This window comes from Pseudomonas sp. Marseille-Q0931 (assembly GCF_940789645.1).
Classification (GTDB): Bacteria; Pseudomonadota; Gammaproteobacteria; order Pseudomonadales; family Pseudomonadaceae; genus Aquipseudomonas.
This window is the reverse complement of sequence record NZ_CALNWT010000017.1, coordinates 62,920-79,231: the sequence shown is the minus strand read 5'-3', so window position 1 is coordinate 79,231 and position 16,312 is coordinate 62,920. Positions and strand designations below refer to the sequence as shown.

Sequence of the window (16,312 nt, the reverse complement as noted above, 5' to 3'; positions counted from 1 at the left end):
GGGGCGCCGTGCATACCGGCAGGTTTTAGCTGCGCCGCTCGACGATATAGCGGGCCAGCTCGCGCAGCGGTTCGGCGCTGTTGCCGAACGGGCGCAGCACGTGCAGGGCCTGGTCGCGCAGCTCCAGGGCGTAGTCCTTGGCGCTGTCGAGGCCGAGCAGCGCGGGGTAGGTGGGCTTGTCGTGGGCTTCGTCCTTGCCTTGGGTCTTGCCCAGGGTGGCGGTATCGCTTTCCACGTCGAGGATGTCGTCCTGTACCTGGAAGGCCAGGCCGATGGCGCGGGCATATTGCAGCAGGGCCTTGCGAGCAAGTTCGTCGGGGTTGCCGCTGGCCAGGGCGCCGAGCGCCACGCTGGCCTCGATCAGCGCGCCGGTCTTGTGCCGGTGCATGACTTCCAGGGCCTGCTGGTCGAGTTGCAGGCCGACCGAGCCAAGGTCGATGGCCTGGCCGCCGACCATGCCGGCGGGGCCTGCGGCCTGGCTCAGCACTTCGACCATCTGCAGGCGTATCTCGGCGTCCTGTGGGTTGCTGCAGCGGTCGGCGAGTACGCCGAAGGCCAGGCTTTGCAGGGCGTCGCCGGCAAGGATGGCACTGGCCTCGTCGAAGGCCTTGTGGGTGGTGGGCTGGCCGCGACGCAGATCGTCGTCGTCCATCGCCGGCAGGTCGTCATGCACCAGCGAATAGGCATGGATCAGCTCCACCGCGCAGGCGGCGCCGTCGGCGCGCTCGATATCGCCCTCCAGCGCTTCGCAGGCGGCGTAGACCAGCAGCGGGCGCACGCGCTTGCCGCCATTCATGACGCTGTAGCGCATGGCCTGGTAAAGCCGTTCGAGTTCTGTGCGTGGAGGTTGGAACAGGGCTTCCAGGGCAGTGTCGACGCGGGTCTGGCAGCGTTTCTGGTACGCCGCGATCATGCCGTTTCGTCCGTATCGAAGGGCGCTGGCTGCAGCTCGCCATCGCGCTCCAGCAGGATCTGCACTTTCTGTTCGGCCTGGGCGAGGGCGGCCTGGCATTCGCGGGTCAGGCCGATGCCCTGCTCGAAGGCAGTCAGCGAGTCTTCCAGCGACAGCTCGCCGCTCTCCATGCGCTCGACCAGAGTCTGTAACTCGGCGAGTGAGTGTTCGAAGTCGGGGGCGGCTTTCTTGCGGGCCATGATGCGGGTTCTCGCTGATTCTGGAACGGGCGCGACACTAGCAGAGCCGCGCCACTCGGGCAAAGTGTAGGAGCGAGTTTATTCGCGATTCTGGCGGGGGCGGCATTAACTCCATCGCGAATAAATTCGCTCCTACCTGTCCGTATCAGACCGCGAGATAGGTGCTCCAGAAGTAGTACAGGGTCATCGTGCTGCCCACCAGGATGACGAAGCTGCGCAGCAGTGCGGGCGGCAGTTTTTCGCCCAACGCACCGCCGACGTAACCGCCGATCGTGGCACCGGTGAGCAGGATGGCCAGTTCGTACCAACTGACCCGACCGGCGACGATGAAGGTCAGTGTGGCGATGCTGTAGATCACCGCCGAAATCAAATTCTTCAGGGCGTTGGCGCGAGCCAGCGGGTGGCCTTCGATGGAGAACGCCGCGAGTTGCAGGATGCCCATGCCGGCGCCGAAGAAGCCGCCGTAGATCGATACACCAATATGCGCACCCAGCGACAGCGGCGTGTGCGGTGGATGTTCGGTTGCCTTGTTCTTGCGCCGCTCGGCCAGCCAGCGCCCCAGCCAGGGGCTGGCGGCGAACAGCGCGGTGGCCGCCAGCAGCAGCCAGGGGATCAGCACGCGGAACACATCGTCACCGCCAGCCAGCAGCAACAGGCCACCGAGCAAACCGCCGGCCAGCCCGGCCAGCAGCAGCGGGATCAGGTAACGGCCCAGCGGCCGTAGCGACGCTCGCGCGGCCCAGGCGCCGGCCAGGCTGGCGGGCCATAGCGCCACGGCGTTGGTGGCATTGGCCGTCACCGGCGGCAGGCCCGCTGCGAGCAGGGCGGGGAAGGAGAAGAAGGTGCCGCCGCCAGCCAGGGCATTCATGCCGCCGGCGGCGAAACCGGCGAGGGCCAACAGCAGCAGGTCGAACAGCGTCATCGGTCAGGCTCGCACGAAAAAGAACGCAGCATAAGACCAGACGTTTGTCTCAGCCAGACCCTGGCCCGGCTGCCGCCGGAAGATGCCCGTGGTGAATGGCTTCGCACGGTTTGCCGCTATGGCTCACTGCTGCCGAATGGCGCGGCAGGTCGTCACGAACAGTGGTTGCAGCACTGCCCATTCGCCCTGGCGATAGTGCAGTTGTATCCGCGCCGGTTGCGAGATGAGAAAACACACCTGTGTCTGATTGGCCCAGAGCACCAGGGCGGTGAGCGCGGCGGCAGGCGAACGCTCCCGCCGCGCGGGATCACTGGGTGCCTGTGCGGCGCAGGGTGGCCGGGGTCCAGTAACCAGCCGGCGGTGCCTGCAGGTGGAACTGGCGCGGCGCCTTCTCGCCGTTGCGCAAGCCGATGACGGTATAGGTTCGAGCATTGAGGTCGTGGTACACGACGTTCACCGGGGTAATGGTCGGCACTTCGTAAGCGTTCTTGCTGAACGCCAGATTCACGTGCCAGAGCGAGCCGCGCGAGTCGTAGTTTTCCACCATCAGGGCGTACCAGCTGTCCTCGTCGAGGTAGAAGCGGCGCTTGGCATGCACGTGGCGCTGGCCGGGGCGCAGCGTGGCCTCCACCACCCACACACGGTGCATTTCCCAGCGGGTGTAGTCAGGGTTGAGATGGCCCGGCATGAGCAGTTTTGCAGTGGTGACGCCGGGCTGCTCCATGGCGTAGTTGTGGTAGGGCACCAGCAGTGTCTGCTTGCCGATCAGCTTCCAGTCATAACGATCGGTGGCACCGTTGAACATGTCGGTATCGTCGGCGTAGATGCCGTCATTGGGGGTGTCGTAGGCCAGGGTCGGAGCGCGACGCACACGGCGTTGTCCGGGGGTATAGACCCAGGCTGCCCGTGGCTCCTCGACCTGATTGATGAAGTCCCGCACCAGCAATTTGCGGCCTGCCTCGCGTGAAGGTGGCAGCAGCTCGCTCATGAAGTTCTGCAACACGTTCGCCAGCGTGCCGACGTTCTTGCTCGGATCGTAGTAGGTGGAAAACATCTCCATTCGTTCGCGGATGATCGAATGGCTACCGCTGGTGGTCACTTGCGCAGTGTTCGCAACCTCTACGACGTAGCGGCCCTGCCAGCGAGTGATGTGGTTCCAGATCGCTTCGTGGCCATCGTTGGGGATCGGGAAGGGGATACCGGCGTAAGCTCCATCCAGACCATTGCCGCCTTCTGCCAGAGCGGCATCGACCGCGTTGTGCCGCGTGTTCTGATAGATGTCTTCTGGCGCCGCAGCACTGCGGTGGCTCGGATACACCGGGATCTTGAAAGTCTGGGGAAAGGACTTCAACAAGGCCTTCACGCCCGGGCTGAGGTTGTCTTCGTCGCTGCCCATGTTTTGCGCGTCGATTATGCGCAGCGGCGTCTCGTTGGCGAATGGATCGACATGAAAACTGCCAGGGCCCCTGTACCCGGCAGGCAGTTCCTGCAAGCCGCCCGTCCATTCGGGAACGCCCTTGGCCGGGTCGCCCTGGCGCTCGGCACCGAATGGAGTGAGCGTGCTGCCGAGTTGTGCGGCACGTTCGTCGCTGACCTTGGCATGGGCGAGCAGGGGCATCTGCAGACCGATGGCCAACAGCAGAGCGCTCAGGCGTAGAACATTCTTATTCATTGTCGTTTCCGCCGTCAGAAGGAGTAGGAGACATTGAGCGCGAGGTGATCGCGATCGATGAGCGAGTTGTCTTTGCGAGCGCCCCAGAACGAGGTGTAGGCCAGCTTGCCGCCGAGCTTCTGGCCGTATTTGAGGCCTATTTCGAGCGTGGCCGATTTGCGCCCCTGCACGAAGTTCTCGTTGAGTGTCGGCGAGGTGCCCGAGACGTCCTGGCGGAAGGTGACGGCAGGCATCAGATCGAGGTTCGGTTGCACGTCCTGAATCAGGCCGGTGAAGTTCACCGTGTAGCCCCAGGCGAAGGAGTCCAGATAGGCGTAGTTGACCGAGTCCAGCAGGCCGCCGGGAATATGGTTGAAGGCCGCTTCGGCCAGCACCATCAGATCGTCCAGGCCGGCGGTCGGGCCGAAGGTATGGATCGCCGATACCGATCCCGTGTAGAGCTCGTGGCGCTTGTACAGATCGATGCTGCTACGTGGGTCGTTGGCCGAGCCGTCGCCGAACTCGCCGAGATCGATGCTGGCGCCGCTGGCCCCTCCCGCGCCCAGAGCGCCTTCAGCCATCTGTTCCAGCTCGTAGGTCATCGACGGCTCCAGCGGAGCATTGGGACGATAGGTCAGCTCGCCGGCCAGGCTGGTGTCGCCCACCGTGCCGGACACGCTGAAGCCGAACAGGCGGATGTCTTCGGGGTAGATGAAGTCGTAACGGGTGCTGTCGAGAAAGGCGAGGCCATCGACCAATGGTACCGACGCAGGATCGAACAGCTGGGCGAGGCCGCACAGGTCGGCGAAGCGGCCGCCGCTGCCAGCGCTGCAGGCGCTGGACAGACCTTTCTGCACGCGCAGGAAAGGCACCTTGCTATGGTAATTGAGGTAGTAGAGGCTGAACTCGGTGTTGCTCCAGTCCTCGACCAGGTAACGCAGGGCGAAGCCGTACTGACCACTGTCACGCGCGTCATGCTCGCGTCCGTAGCGAGCGCCGGCGACGATGCCATTCTCGCCGTTGAGCCCTGGCACCAGGTCGGTTAACGGTCCCAACTGGTTGCGCAGGTCGATCAGCACACCATTGCTGCCCTTGCCGAAATAGTCCTGGTTATTGAAGAAGGCACCGGTTGGCATCAGTTCGTGGCCCTTCCACTCGAGCCCGTAGAAGGTCTCGAAGTTGAGGGCATCGGTCAGGCCGAACTGGGCCGAGATCATGTTGGTCGGCAGCAGGGCATCCTTGAAACTGGCGTTGGGCAGCACCACGCGGCCGATATCCACCGGGTTGATCACGTTGAGCCCGTCTGCGTAGAAGATGCCTTCGCCCCAGTTCAGTACCTGGCGGCCGAGCCGCACGCTCACCGGCATCTCGCCCAGATAGCGGTTGGTGTAGAGGTAGGCGTCGAGCAGGCGAGCGCGATGCCCGGAGCGGTTCTTCAGATCGGAGGGATAGCGCTTGTCACTGTCGGTGTTGTGCGTCGCGAAGCCGTCGCCGGTGGGCGCGTTGTCCATGATCTGGGTGTCGTACCAGGCGGTACCGCGGACGAACAGGCCATCCTGCTGGGTGCGCACGTGCAGCTCCGAGGTCAGCTTGAACTCGTTGGAGACGAAGCCCTTGTCGTAGTACTCGCTGCCATCGTTATTGTTGATGAAGATGTTTTCTCCACCCCGCTCGATGTGCTCGGGCGAACCCGTGCGGTAGATCGAGGTGAATTCGGCGACGCTTTCCAGGGTCGTGGTGACGTTCGGCCCGGTGTCGATCTGGAAGGCTGGCGCCTTTGCCCCACAAAGGCTAAGCCCCACAACCAATGCCATTTTCTTCTTGTTATGCAACATGGTGACCTCTGCTTGCGCTCGGAATGACCGCTGACACCTGAGGCTGAGGCGGGCGCACCCGCTTGAACGCCAGGCGCTAGTCGGCCGGTTGGGTGAGTGAACCAACGGTGCTGCTGTGAATGAGTCGAAGGCTGTTCTTGAGCTGCCTGATGCGTGCCGGGCGCTGTTCCTCTGGAAGCGTCAGGATCAGTTTGGTGACCGCCGTGGCGCCCTCGGTGAGCACCAGCGCAAGGCCTTCTGCCTGCGTCTCGTCGAGCGAGGGATTGCTTACGCGAAACGTGGTTGCCAGCACCTGAGCGGCGCGGAAGGTGTCCTCGCGATTGAGTTCGCGCAGCTCTGCAGACGCTGCGACGCAGCCCCAGATCTCGACGAAGCCCGGATGACTGCTCTGGATGCCCACCATCAGGTCGATCAGGTGCTCGATCAGGGCGCCCGAATCGGCGGGGGTGGTCGGATCGCTGACGGTCTTGAGCACATCCTCCAGCGAGGCGTTGATGGCGGTGGTGTAGCGCAGCCAGACCTCTTTGGCGATCGACAGCTTGGTCGGGAAGTACATGTACAGCGAAGCGATTGGCAGGCCGGATTCGCGCGCAATCTCGCGCATCGAGACCGCTTCGTAGCCATTCGCGGCGATCAGTTGCAGCGAGGTATCCAGAATCGCCTCGAGACGCGCCTGGCTGCGTTCCTGCTTCGGTACCCGTGGTTTGCGGGTCTTTTTCTGATCGCTTGACAAAGCCTCTTTCACCCCTACATCCTCTTAAAACATGAGCAATGCTTATGTTTTAGCTCGGGCGGCGGGAAATGGGAAGAGCGAAGAAAAAAATATGAGATGGCAGCCTTGAACCCCGATGATCGCCTGGTGCTTGCCGTTGACCTCGGCAGCTCCGGCTGCAAGACGGCGCTGGTCAGCCTGGACGGGCGCGTCCTACGCTTTGCCTTCCGCGCCGTGCAAACCCACCTGTTGCCGGGCGCTGGCGTCGAACAGTGCCCGGAAGACTGGTGGCAGGCGCTGCTGGAGAGTGCCGAAGAAGCACTGGCAGGCGACGCCGGCGTGCGGCGTGCGGTGGTGGCCGTGGCCTGTTCCTGCCAGGGCGAGGGCACGCTGCCGGTGGATCGCGAGGGTAAACCGCTCGCTCGCGCCCTGCTGTACATGGACATGCGCGGGCAGCAGGCGGTCAGGCGCCGGGTCGCTGGCGTGCTGCCGCGAGTCGCTGGTTACGATCCGCTCAAACTGTGGCGCTGGTTACGCCTGACCGGCGGCGCGCCGGCACTGTCCGGCAAGGACAGCTTCGGCCATATCGCCTTCATCCGCGATGAGTTGCCGGAGTTGTACGAGCGCACCGACAAGTTCCTCAACGTTCTCGACTTCATCAACCTGCGCCTGACCGGTCGCATCGCCGCGACGGTCGATTCGGCCCTGTGCAACTGGGTCACCGACAACCGCGATCCGAGCCGCATTCGTTATGACGAGCGCCTGCTGGACATGGCGGGGTTAAGGCGCGACCAGTTACCTGAGCTGGTGCGCTGCCAGGATGTCATCGGCACCTTGTTGCCGGCGGTGGCCGAGCGCCTCGGCCTGCCATCGAGCCTGCCGGTGGTGGCGGGAGCGGTCGACAACACGGCCGCCGCGCTGGGCTCCGGCGCGGTCGCGGACAACGCGCTGCACCTGTACGTCGGCACCTCGTCGTGGATCGGTGCCCATGTCGCGAAGAAGAAAACCGACGTGCTCCGGCAGATCGCCGCCGTGCCCTGCGCGCTGCCTGACCGCTACCTGATGATGGCCATGCAGTCGGCCGCAGGTGCCAACCTGAGTTTCCTGCGCGATCGCATTCTCTACGCAAAGGACGCGCTGCTGCAGAACGAGGCGGGGCCTGACGTCTATCGCATCCTGGACGAGGTCGCGGCCGGAGTCCCGGCCGGCGCAGGCGGGCTGCTCTATCTGCCGTGGCTGATGGGTGAGCGTAGCCCGGTGGATGACGCCAATTTGCGTGCCGGCCTGGTCAACATGACGCTCGAACATGCCCGCGAACATGTGGTGCGTGCCTTTCTAGAAGGTGTGGCCCTGAATACGCGCTGGATGATGCAGGCCGTGGAAGCCTTCATCGGCAGCCCGACCAAGGCGATCACGCTGGTCGGCGGCGGCGGGCAATCGGAGGTCTGGTGCCGCATCTTCGCCGACGTGCTCGGCGTCACCGTGCGCCTGCCCGAACAGCCGATTCAGGCCAATGCGCGCGGTGCAGCCTTCCTGGCAGGGGTCGGCATCGGCGCCATGGGATTTTCCGAGATTGCCGAGCGTGTCGCGATTCGCCGCTCCTTCGAACCGGACAGCGCCCGGCACGCGCTCTACGACTGCAGCTACGAGAACTTTCGCGCCGCGCACAAGGCGCTCGTGCCGTTTTACGCGCAACTTAACCGAGGTGCTCAATGAGTCTTGAACAGCGGGCCAGGGAAACCCTGGTGCGTACCGCGGTGGAGATGGCCGACAAGGGCTTTCTCGCCGGTATCGGCGGCAACCTGGCCCTGCGCATCGACGCCGAGCGCTTCGCCGTCACCCCCTCGGCCAGCGATTACTACGCCATGTCGCCGGCGGACATCTGCATCCTGCGCCTGGATACCCTGGAGCAACTTGCCGGTGACGGCAAACCCTCTGTCGAAAGCGGATTGCACGCCCGGATGTTCAGGGCGCGCCCCGATTGCCAGGCCAGCCTGCACACCCATCAACCGGTCGCCAGCGCTTTCACCTTGCTCGACCGGGCATTGCCGATCAGCGGGGCCGAGGCCCGCAGGGTGATCGGCAGGCAAGTGCCGATGTGCGCCTACGGCCCTTCCGGCTCCGGGCTGCTGAGTTGGCTGGTCAGCCGCCGCGTGCGTCCTGATGTGAATGCCTACCTGATGCGTAACCACGGTGCGATCGGTATCGCCAGCACCTTCGAACAGGCCGGGCGGGTCATGGAATTGCTGGAGCTGGAAGCGCGCGACTGGTTTCGCCGTGCGCTGCTCGCGCAACCTGACAACGCGCTGTGCCGCGACGCCCTTGCCAGCCTGAACGACAACTAGAAGGACACTCGCAATGAACGCTCCCACTGCCTTGAATCCAGGTAACTCCGGCATTTCGCGCTGGCCCGACACCGCTGCCGTCGATGCCCGGCTCAAGGCGCTGATCACGCAACCGATCCGTCCGATCCGTCGCGAGCACATGCAGAAGGTGCACGACTATTTCGACAATAACTGCCGTACGTCCAAGCAGCTCGCTGGCCGTGCTGCCGAAGTCATTCCGGGTGGCATCCAGCATAATCTGGCATTCAACTATCCCTTCCCGCTGGCCATGAAAAGCGCCCTCGGCGCTCACCTCGAGGATGTCGACGGCAATCGCTACATCGACTTTCTCCAGGCCGGTGGTCCCACCCTGCTTGGCAGCAACGATCCGGTGGTGCAGGAAAAGGTGATCGAGACCCTGCGCGAGTGCGGGCCTGTCACCGGTCTGCTGCATGAATACGAGATCAAGCTGGCGGAGCTGGTCTGCAGGCACGTGCCGTCGGTGGAGATGTTCCGCATGCTGGCCTCCGGCACCGAGTCGGTGATGGGCGCCATTCGCCTGGCCCGGGTCTATACCAACAAGAAGAGAATCATCAAGATCGGTGGCGCCTATCACGGCTGGAGCGACCAGATGGTGTACGGCATGCGCATCCCCGGTACTGGCCGGCGTGAAGCTGTCGGTATCCCGGGTGGCTCCACCCGCTTCACCCAGGAGAGCTTTCCCAACGATCTCTCGGCCATTCGCAGGCGCCTGCAGCTCAACCGCCTGCGCGGCGGGACGGCGGCCATCATCGTCGAGCCGCTGGGGCCGGAAAGCGGTACGCGACCGGCGCACAAGGACTTCAACGCCAACCTGCGCAAGCTCTGCGACGAGTTTGGCGCACTGCTGATCTTCGACGAGGTGGTCAGCGGGTTCCGCGTCGGCATGGGCGGCGCGCAGGGGTATTTCGGCGTGATGCCGGATCTGACCATCTTCGGCAAGTGCCTGACCGGCGGCTACCCCATGGCGGGCGGCATCGGCGGGCGCCGCGAGATCATGATGATGCTCGCCTGTGGCATCGGCGGCAAACAGGGCAAGCGCGCCTTCGTCGGCGGCACCCTGACGGCCAACCCGCTATCCAGCGTGGCGGGTTACCACACTCTGCTGGAGATGGAAAAGCGCAACGCCTGCGCCCTGGCCGGGCGAGCGGGGGATCGCATAACCGCCGGGCTGGAGCAGATCATCGAGCGTCTGGGGCTGCCCTACGTCGTGTACAACCAGGGTTCGGTGGTGCACCTGCAGACCTCCGGCGTATTGCTGCTCAACGTGCGCAATCCGATCCAGCTGATGCGCGAGGTGAATCCGCGCAAGCACATGATGGAAGAAATGGGCGCCGCCTATATGGCGCACGGCCTGGTGACCCTGGCCGGCAGCCGCCTCTATACCAGTGCTGCCGACAGCGACGATATCATCGACGAAGCGCTGAACCGCTTCGAAGACGTATTCAGGATGGCGGTCTGAGCATGCAGGACGAACTGATCAAGGCGGCCTTGCGGCTCAGTAGCAAGGGCCTGCTCAACCGCCCGGGCGATGCGCTATCGATGCGCCTGGTCGGCGAAGCGAGGATGCTGATGCTGGAACCTGGCGGGGGCGTTCGCAGCCTCAGCCTGAGCGATCCCGGTACTAGCATTGCCAGCACGCATGCCCAGGTTTACCTGGCGCGTGCCGATGCCGGGGCGGTGGCGACGTTGAGTCCGCGCTGGAGCCTGCAACTGGCGGGGCTGGGGGAGGAAATGCCGGGCATCTTCGACGAGCAGGCCAGGCACCTGGGGCGCAACTGGGCGCCTACCCAGGTCGGGCAACTGGCCGAAGCGCTGGCGCCAGGTGGCAATGCCGGTCTGGTAGAGGGTCGTTTGCTGGTACTCGGCATCACGCGAAACCGCCTCCTGTTCAATGCCGAGCTGTTCGAGAAGTGTGCGATGGCCTACGTGCTCGCCCGCCTCGGCGGGGGCCACGTGCGCAAGCTGCCCTGGATCGTGCGCAAGGTCGCTGGAGGGCGCCTGCTGAAGGACGAAGCCATGGCCAGTGCCTGCCATGCCCGAGGGCAGCGAAGCCCTGAACCCAGTGGCTACTGACCTAGGCGTGACTGTGAGGCGGTGACGCTTTGCGGCATCATCACAGGCGTCCGCCTCTGGTACCTGCGATGAACATCGACACCCGAATCAAATTCCGCCACCTGCTGTGCTTTCTCGAGATCGCCCGCCAGCGCAGTTTCGCCAAGGCGGCCGATGCCCTGGCGGTCAGCCAGCCGGCGATTTCCAAGACGCTCAGGGAGCTGGAGGACATCCTCGACGCCAGCCTGTTCGAGCGCGGCAAGCAGGGTGTGACGCTGACCGCCGCGGGTGTGGCCTTCATGCGTTACGCAGGGCCATGCGTGCAGGCGCTGCGCGATGGAGTGAACAGCCTGCGCGAAGGTGAGCACGAGGCGGGGCAGGTGCGGGTTGGCGTGCTGTCGACGGTCGAGAGCCTGCTGATTCCCGAGGTGGTGCGCCGTCTGCACGAGCGGCATGCGGCGCTGGTGGTCAGCGTCGCCACCGGGCCGGGAGCCTACCTGCTGAGCCAGTTGCGGGTCGGCGAGCTGGATCTGGTGATCGGCCGCATGACCGACAGTCCGGATATCCAAGGCCTGACCTTCGAGCACCTGTACAGCGAGTCGATGACCCTGGTGGTGCGCCCCGGTCATCCGCTACTGGCCGCGGGTGACGCGCTGCCGGATCGCCTCGGCGATTACCCATTGGTGCTGCCTAGCGCCGGCACCACGATCCGCAAGCATGCCGACAGCCTATTCGTGCAATGCGGGATAACGCCCTCGCGCCAGCGCCTGGAAACCCTGTCGCCGGCACTGAGCAGACGCTACGTGCTGAGCAGCGATGCGCTATGGGTAGCACCGCAGGACTCGGTGTGCCTGGACGTGCAGCGTGGCGAACTGGCCGAACTGCAGTTGCACGTACGCGAACCCGGTGGCTCGGTCGGTATCTGCCGCAATGGCGCCCTTAGCCTGCCGCTGGCGGCCGAACGTTTCTGCGATGCACTGCGCGAGGTGGCGCAGGCCTACCGTGAGGGCGATTTTCCATAACCATTTGGTTATGTTCTGCTGGCGTCTTTTCAATGTTCATCAAGGCGGGTTTGGCCGAGACTGCTGCAATTCCCTGGGCAGCCTGCGCCCGGGAAACTCCACAATAGCCATAACAGGAGTGCGCCATGCCTGCCGAGGATAACCGTCGCTTTGCCATTCGCGACCGCAACTGGCATCCGAAAGCCTTCACCCCCGACTACAAGACCTCCATCACCCGTTCGCCGCGTCAGGCGCTGGTGAGCATCCCGCAATCGATTTCCGAAACCACCGGCCCGGATTTCTCGCACCTGAAGTTCGCCGAGCACGACAACGACCTGCTGCTCAACTTCAACAACGGTGGCCTGCCCATCGGCGAGCGCATCATCGTCTCCGGCCGGGTGATGGACCAGTACGGCAAGCCGATCCCGCATACCCTGGTGGAAATGTGGCAGGCCAACGCCGGCGGTCGCTATCGGCACAAGAACGACCGCTACCTGGCGCCGCTCGACCCCAACTTCGGCGGTGTCGGCCGCGCGCTGACCGACAGCGAAGGGCGCTACATCTTCCGCACCATCAAGCCCGGTCCGTACCCGTGGCGCAACAATCCCAACGACTGGCGACCGGCGCATATCCACTTTTCGCTCAACGGCCCGTCGATCGCTACGCGCCTGATCACCCAGCTGTATTTCGAGGGCGATCCGCTGATCCCGCTGTGCCCGATCGTCAAATCCATCGCCAACGCTGATGCGGTAGAGACGCTGATCGCCAGGCTCGACATGAGCACGGCGAACCCGATGGATTGCCTGGCCTATCGCTTCGATATCGTGCTGCGCGGGCAGCGGAAAACCCATTTCGAAAACAACTGATGAGCCGCCCAGGATCTGCGGCGCGTCGGCCAGACGGCGTTAAAAACGGCTTCGGAATGCTCATTTACTACTCGTAAATTGCGCTTCCTCAGCCCTTTTTGCCTTGTCTGGCTCTAGCTCGCGAGATCCTGAGCAGGCTCATAGGAGGATGACCATGCCTGTTGAATTGCTGCCGGAAACCCCCTCGCAAACCGCCGGCCCCTACGTCCATATCGGCCTGGCCCTGGCTGCCGCCGGCAACCCGACCCGCGAGCAGGAAATCTGGAACCAGATGGCGCGCCCTGAAGCCCCGGGCGAACACATCGTGCTGGTCGGCCATGTCTACGACGGCAACGGCCACCTGGTGCGCGACGCCTTCCTCGAACTGTGGCAGGCCGATCATCAAGGCCATTACGACGAGGATTACGACCAGTCCAAACCGTTCAACGGCTTCGGCCGTACCGCCACCACTTTCGATGCCGGCAGCGAGTGGTTCGCTTACACAGTCAAACCGGGTGTGGTAAACAACGCGGCGGGTGTGCCGATGGCGCCGCACGTGAACGTCGCGCTGTTCGCCCGTGGCATCAATATTCACCTCAACACTCGCTTGTACTTCGAAGACGAGGCCGAGGCCAACGCCAAGGACCCGGTGCTCAACCTGATCGAGCAGCCGCAGCGTCGCGAGACGCTGATCGCCAAACGTTGCGAGGTGGACGGCAAGCCGGCCTATCGCTTCGACATTCGTATCCAGGGCGAGGGAGAAACGGTGTTCTTTGACTTCTGAGTTGCGCTCGCAGGCCGCGAGCTTCATCGAAGCGCGTGGCCTGCATCTCGATGACGCCCAGCAGCGGGTGCTTGCACGCCTGGTCGACTGGCTGCAGGCGCGCTTGCGGCCGGTCGCCTGGCGCCGTCCTGCCGCTGGCGCCTATCTTTGGGGTGGCGTGGGGCGGGGCAAGAGTTTATTGCTCGAAGCGTTGTTTCACGCTGCGCCCGTCCAACCCAAGCGACGTGTGCATGTGCACGCACTGTTGCAGGAAGTGCAGCAGCGTATGCTGGCGCACACCGGTCAGGCCGATCCACTTGAGCGTGTCGCCGATGAGCTGGCCCGTGAAGCCCGACTGCTTTACCTCGATGAATTCCACGTGCACGACATCGGCGATGCGATCCTGCTCGGGCGGCTGCTGCAGCCGCTGATCGAGCGCGGCTGCATCCTGCTGTTCAGCTCCAATTACGCGCCGGAGCAGTTGTGCCCCAACCCGCTGTATCACAGCCGCTTCAAGCCGTTCGCCGAGCTGTTGCAACGGCGCTGCCTGGTCCAGCAGATGGCGGCTGGCCCCGACTACCGGGCGCACAGCGCGCGGCATTGGGGACTTTATCTGCAAGGCTCGGCGGCGTTGCTCGAAGCGCGCCTGGCGCACCTGCCGGCTGCGCCGCAGCTGCATCTGCAGCGCCGCACTCTGACCCTGCGCGGCATGGATGAACGAACGATCTGGCTGGATTTCGCCGCGCTCTGCCGACAGCCGTTGGCCAGCGGCGACTACCTGCAGCTGTGCCAGCGCTTCGCGCACATCGCCGTCGGAGAACTGCCGCCGCTGGCGCAGTGCTCGCCGGACGAGCAGCAGCGCCTGGTCAACTTCATCGACATCGCCTACGACAGTGGTCGTGAACTCTGGCTGCAGGGCCAAAGCAGTCTGGATGCGCTGTGCACAGGCGTCGCCCACGTCGACTTTTCCCGTACGCGAAGCCGCCTGGGGCAACTGCACCAGGCGCAAACGGAGAGCCTGGCATGCTAGCGGTCCTGAGCATCACCGCCCCGATCTTCATTCTTATCGGCCTGGGCTTTCTCTCGGCCCGCGTCAGCCTGGTCAACCGCGACCAGGTCCGCGGCATGGGCACTTTCGTCATCTACTTCGCGCTGCCGTCGCTGGTGTTCAAGGCGTTGGCCGAACGCAGCCTGAGCGAGGTGCTCAACTGGCCGTACCTGGCCGCCTACGCATTGGCCTCGCTGAGCCTGTTCGTCGTCGGCCTGCTGATAGCGCGGCGCTGGCGCGGGCTTAACCTGTCCAGCAGCGCGATCCTGGCCATGGGCATGGCCGTGCCCAACAGCGGCTTCGTCGGCTATCCCATCGCGGTGATGGTGATCGGGCCGACTGCGGCATTGGCGATGGCGCTGGGCATGCTGGTAGAGAACCTGCTGATGGTGCCGCTGGCCCTGGCGATTGCCGAAGCCGGCCAGCAGGGCGGACGCGGCTGGACGGTGGTGCGCGAGACCGCACTGCGCCTGCTGCGCAACCCGCTGATCATCGCCATCGTGCTGGGCCTGAGCATGTCGCTGCTGCAACTGCGCCTGCCGGTGGTGCCGGCGCGGGTGATCGACATGCTTGCCGGCGCCTCGGCGCCGGTGGCGCTGTTTGTCATCGGCGCCACGCTCAACGGCATGAAGGTCGGCGGCATGGCGGCGGATCTGGCGCAGACCTCCATCGGCAAGCTGATCCTGCACCCGCTGCTGATGTTCGCCGCGCTGAGCCTGGTGCCGGGCGTCGATCCGCTGCTGATGGTCGCCGGCGTGCTGTTCGCCAGCGCGCCAATGATGAGCGTGTTCCCCATCCTCGGTCAGCGCTTCGGCCTGGAAGAGCGCTGCGCCGCCGCGCTGGTGGGCTGCACCGTGCTGGCCTTCTTCAGCGTCAGCGCGCTACTGGTGCTGCTGCGCTGGCAGGGCATGTTGCCGGGATGATGGCTGGCACCTGTGGGAGGCGCTTCTGCGGCGAGCTTTTCATCCGTAGCCCGGATGCAATCCGGGAATGAGCGACACGACGGCCCCAACAGAAGTGTCGTCCGCTGTTTCGCTCACTGTATTTGCGATTACCGCACAACGGTTCGATAATCGCCTGGCGCTGTCCACTCTGTTCCGGAGGCATCATGAGCGAATCTCGTCCGCCGCTTGCCAGCCTTGCGCCGCCACCCTACGTGTCGCCGGCCAAACGTATCGAGGAGTTCGCTGGCGACCCCAACTTCATGACCTCCCTGGCCCGGGGCCTGGCGGTGATCAACGCCTTCCAGGAGCGCAAGCGCCACCTGACCATCGCGCAGATCAGCCACCGCACCGAGATTCCCCGCGCCGCCGTGCGCCGTTGTCTGTACAGCCTGATGAAGCTCGGTTACGTCACCACCGATGGGCGCACCTACTCGCTGCTGCCCAAGGTGCTGACCCTTGGGCACGCCTACCTGTCTTCCACGCCGTTGGCGGTGTCTGCGCAGCCGTTCCTCGACCGCCTCAGCGAACAACTGCATGAAGCCTGCAACCTGGCCACGCTGGAGGGCGAGCAGGTGCTCTATCTGGCGCGCTCGGCCATTCCGCAACGGCTGATCTCGGTGGACCTGAGCGTCGGCAGCCGCCTGCCGGCCTACTGCACGTCCATGGGGCGAATCCTGCTCGCCGCACTGGATGACGACCAGCTTCAGGACTACCTGGCCCATGCCGAGTTGCAGCCCAAGACCAGCCGCACCCTGCATAGCCCCGACGCGCTGTGGGAGTGTCTGCAGCGAGTGCGCCACCAGGGCTGGTGCATCGTCGACCAGGAGCTGGAGCAGGGCCTGCGATCGCTGGCGGTGCCGGTCTACGACTCGGCCGGCCATGTGCTGGCGGCGATGAACATCAGCACCCATGCCGGTCGCGTGCCGGTCGCCGAACTGGAGAAGCGCTACCTGCCGCTGATGCTCAGTGCCAGCCGCGAACTCAGCGGTCAATTGTTCCGACCTTAGAACCTGTTCACGAT

16 protein-coding genes are annotated in these 16,312 nt (G+C 64.5%); 10 read left to right on the top strand and 6 right to left on the bottom strand.

The genetic code is table 11. The features are described 5' to 3' along the window. Window positions 1-25: 25 nt before the first annotated feature. The 6 genes from P3C50_RS21750 to P3C50_RS21725 all read right to left on the bottom strand — a co-directional run bounded on the left by P3C50_RS21750 (window position 26) and on the right by P3C50_RS21725 (window position 6,305). Complete coding sequence (locus P3C50_RS21750) at window positions 26-913, bottom strand: polyprenyl synthetase family protein (RefSeq protein WP_275547584.1); 888 nt, start codon at window positions 911-913, stop codon at window positions 26-28. After that, window positions 910-1,152, bottom strand: coding sequence for an exodeoxyribonuclease VII small subunit (locus tag P3C50_RS21745; RefSeq protein WP_013717293.1), 243 nt, complete (start codon window positions 1,150-1,152; stop codon window positions 910-912). The genes P3C50_RS21750 and P3C50_RS21745 overlap by 4 nt, the downstream gene beginning before the upstream one ends. A gap of 145 nt (window positions 1,153-1,297) precedes the next feature. Continuing rightward, a complete protein-coding gene (locus P3C50_RS21740) occupies window positions 1,298-2,074 on the bottom strand; it encodes a sulfite exporter TauE/SafE family protein (RefSeq protein WP_275547583.1) in 777 nt (258 codons plus the stop codon). A gap of 307 nt (window positions 2,075-2,381) precedes the next feature. Next, window positions 2,382-3,746, bottom strand: coding sequence for a DUF1329 domain-containing protein (locus tag P3C50_RS21735; RefSeq protein ID WP_275547582.1), 1,365 nt, complete (start codon window positions 3,744-3,746; stop codon window positions 2,382-2,384). Window positions 3,747-3,760: 14 nt separating this feature from the next. Next, window positions 3,761-5,560: a DUF1302 domain-containing protein gene (locus P3C50_RS21730; protein ID WP_275547581.1), complete on the bottom strand. Its 1,800-nt coding sequence runs from the start codon at window positions 5,558-5,560 to the stop codon at window positions 3,761-3,763. A 76-nt stretch (window positions 5,561-5,636) separates the two neighbouring features. Then, the gene (locus tag P3C50_RS21725) at window positions 5,637-6,305 is read right to left on the bottom strand and encodes a TetR/AcrR family transcriptional regulator (RefSeq protein ID WP_197855563.1); all 669 of its coding nucleotides are present in this window, start codon (window positions 6,303-6,305) and stop codon (window positions 5,637-5,639) included. 84 nt (window positions 6,306-6,389) lie between these two features. Between P3C50_RS21725 and P3C50_RS21720 the strand changes: the two genes are divergently transcribed. From P3C50_RS21720 to P3C50_RS21675, 10 genes are all read left to right on the top strand, one after another. Next, window positions 6,390-7,988 (top strand): xylulokinase, encoded by a 1,599-nt coding sequence (locus P3C50_RS21720; protein ID WP_275547580.1) that lies wholly within the window; start codon window positions 6,390-6,392, stop codon window positions 7,986-7,988. Further along, window positions 7,985-8,617, top strand: a complete 633-nt coding sequence (locus P3C50_RS21715; RefSeq protein ID WP_275547579.1) for a class II aldolase/adducin family protein — start codon at window positions 7,985-7,987, stop codon at window positions 8,615-8,617. The genes P3C50_RS21720 and P3C50_RS21715 overlap by 4 nt, the downstream gene beginning before the upstream one ends. Before the next feature lie 13 nt (window positions 8,618-8,630). Continuing rightward, window positions 8,631-10,097: an aspartate aminotransferase family protein gene (locus P3C50_RS21710; protein ID WP_275547578.1), complete on the top strand. Its 1,467-nt coding sequence runs from the start codon at window positions 8,631-8,633 to the stop codon at window positions 10,095-10,097. A 2-nt stretch (window positions 10,098-10,099) separates the two neighbouring features. After that, complete coding sequence (locus tag P3C50_RS21705) at window positions 10,100-10,711, top strand: hypothetical protein (RefSeq protein ID WP_275547577.1); 612 nt, start codon at window positions 10,100-10,102, stop codon at window positions 10,709-10,711. Between the two features lie 68 nt (window positions 10,712-10,779). Continuing rightward, complete coding sequence (gene pcaQ / locus P3C50_RS21700) at window positions 10,780-11,712, top strand: pca operon transcription factor PcaQ (RefSeq protein WP_275547576.1); 933 nt, start codon at window positions 10,780-10,782, stop codon at window positions 11,710-11,712. Window positions 11,713-11,837: 125 nt separating this feature from the next. Beyond that, window positions 11,838-12,557: a protocatechuate 3,4-dioxygenase subunit beta gene (pcaH, locus tag P3C50_RS21695; RefSeq protein ID WP_197855557.1), complete on the top strand. Its 720-nt coding sequence runs from the start codon at window positions 11,838-11,840 to the stop codon at window positions 12,555-12,557. A 154-nt stretch (window positions 12,558-12,711) separates the two neighbouring features. Continuing rightward, window positions 12,712-13,320: a protocatechuate 3,4-dioxygenase subunit alpha gene (pcaG, locus tag P3C50_RS21690; protein WP_275547575.1), complete on the top strand. Its 609-nt coding sequence runs from the start codon at window positions 12,712-12,714 to the stop codon at window positions 13,318-13,320. Continuing rightward, a complete protein-coding gene (zapE, locus tag P3C50_RS21685) occupies window positions 13,310-14,329 on the top strand; it encodes a cell division protein ZapE (RefSeq protein WP_275547574.1) in 1,020 nt (339 codons plus the stop codon). The genes pcaG and zapE overlap by 11 nt, the downstream gene beginning before the upstream one ends. Continuing rightward, window positions 14,323-15,270 (top strand): AEC family transporter, encoded by a 948-nt coding sequence (locus tag P3C50_RS21680; protein WP_197855555.1) that lies wholly within the window; start codon window positions 14,323-14,325, stop codon window positions 15,268-15,270. Before zapE ends, P3C50_RS21680 begins: the two co-directional genes overlap by 7 nt. A gap of 185 nt (window positions 15,271-15,455) precedes the next feature. Further along, window positions 15,456-16,298, top strand: a complete 843-nt coding sequence (locus tag P3C50_RS21675) for an IclR family transcriptional regulator (RefSeq protein WP_197855554.1) — start codon at window positions 15,456-15,458, stop codon at window positions 16,296-16,298. Window positions 16,299-16,312 lie beyond the last annotated feature (14 nt).

Excerpts from the sequence above, each read along its gene's own strand:
- P3C50_RS21675 (WP_197855554.1), top strand. The coding sequence starts at position 15,456 with ATGAGCGAATCTCGTCCGCCGCTTGCCAGCCTTGCGCCGCCACCCTAC.
- P3C50_RS21715 (WP_275547579.1), top strand. The coding sequence starts at position 7,985 with ATGAGTCTTGAACAGCGGGCCAGGGAAACCCTGGTGCGTACCGCGGTG.
- P3C50_RS21705 (WP_275547577.1), top strand. The coding sequence starts at position 10,100 with ATGCAGGACGAACTGATCAAGGCGGCCTTGCGGCTCAGTAGCAAGGGC.
- pcaH (WP_197855557.1), top strand. The coding sequence starts at position 11,838 with ATGCCTGCCGAGGATAACCGTCGCTTTGCCATTCGCGACCGCAACTGG.
- P3C50_RS21750 (WP_275547584.1), bottom strand. The coding sequence starts at position 913 with ATGATCGCGGCGTACCAGAAACGCTGCCAGACCCGCGTCGACACTGCC.
- P3C50_RS21720 (WP_275547580.1), top strand. The coding sequence starts at position 6,390 with ATGGCAGCCTTGAACCCCGATGATCGCCTGGTGCTTGCCGTTGACCTC.
- P3C50_RS21745 (WP_013717293.1), bottom strand. The coding sequence starts at position 1,152 with ATGGCCCGCAAGAAAGCCGCCCCCGACTTCGAACACTCACTCGCCGAG.
- P3C50_RS21740 (WP_275547583.1), bottom strand. The coding sequence starts at position 2,074 with ATGACGCTGTTCGACCTGCTGCTGTTGGCCCTCGCCGGTTTCGCCGCC.
- P3C50_RS21730 (WP_275547581.1), bottom strand. The coding sequence starts at position 5,560 with ATGTTGCATAACAAGAAGAAAATGGCATTGGTTGTGGGGCTTAGCCTT.
- pcaQ (WP_275547576.1), top strand. The coding sequence starts at position 10,780 with ATGAACATCGACACCCGAATCAAATTCCGCCACCTGCTGTGCTTTCTC.
- pcaG (WP_275547575.1), top strand. The coding sequence starts at position 12,712 with ATGCCTGTTGAATTGCTGCCGGAAACCCCCTCGCAAACCGCCGGCCCC.
- P3C50_RS21680 (WP_197855555.1), top strand. The coding sequence starts at position 14,323 with ATGCTAGCGGTCCTGAGCATCACCGCCCCGATCTTCATTCTTATCGGC.
- P3C50_RS21710 (WP_275547578.1), top strand. The coding sequence starts at position 8,631 with ATGAACGCTCCCACTGCCTTGAATCCAGGTAACTCCGGCATTTCGCGC.
- P3C50_RS21735 (WP_275547582.1), bottom strand. The coding sequence starts at position 3,746 with ATGAATAAGAATGTTCTACGCCTGAGCGCTCTGCTGTTGGCCATCGGT.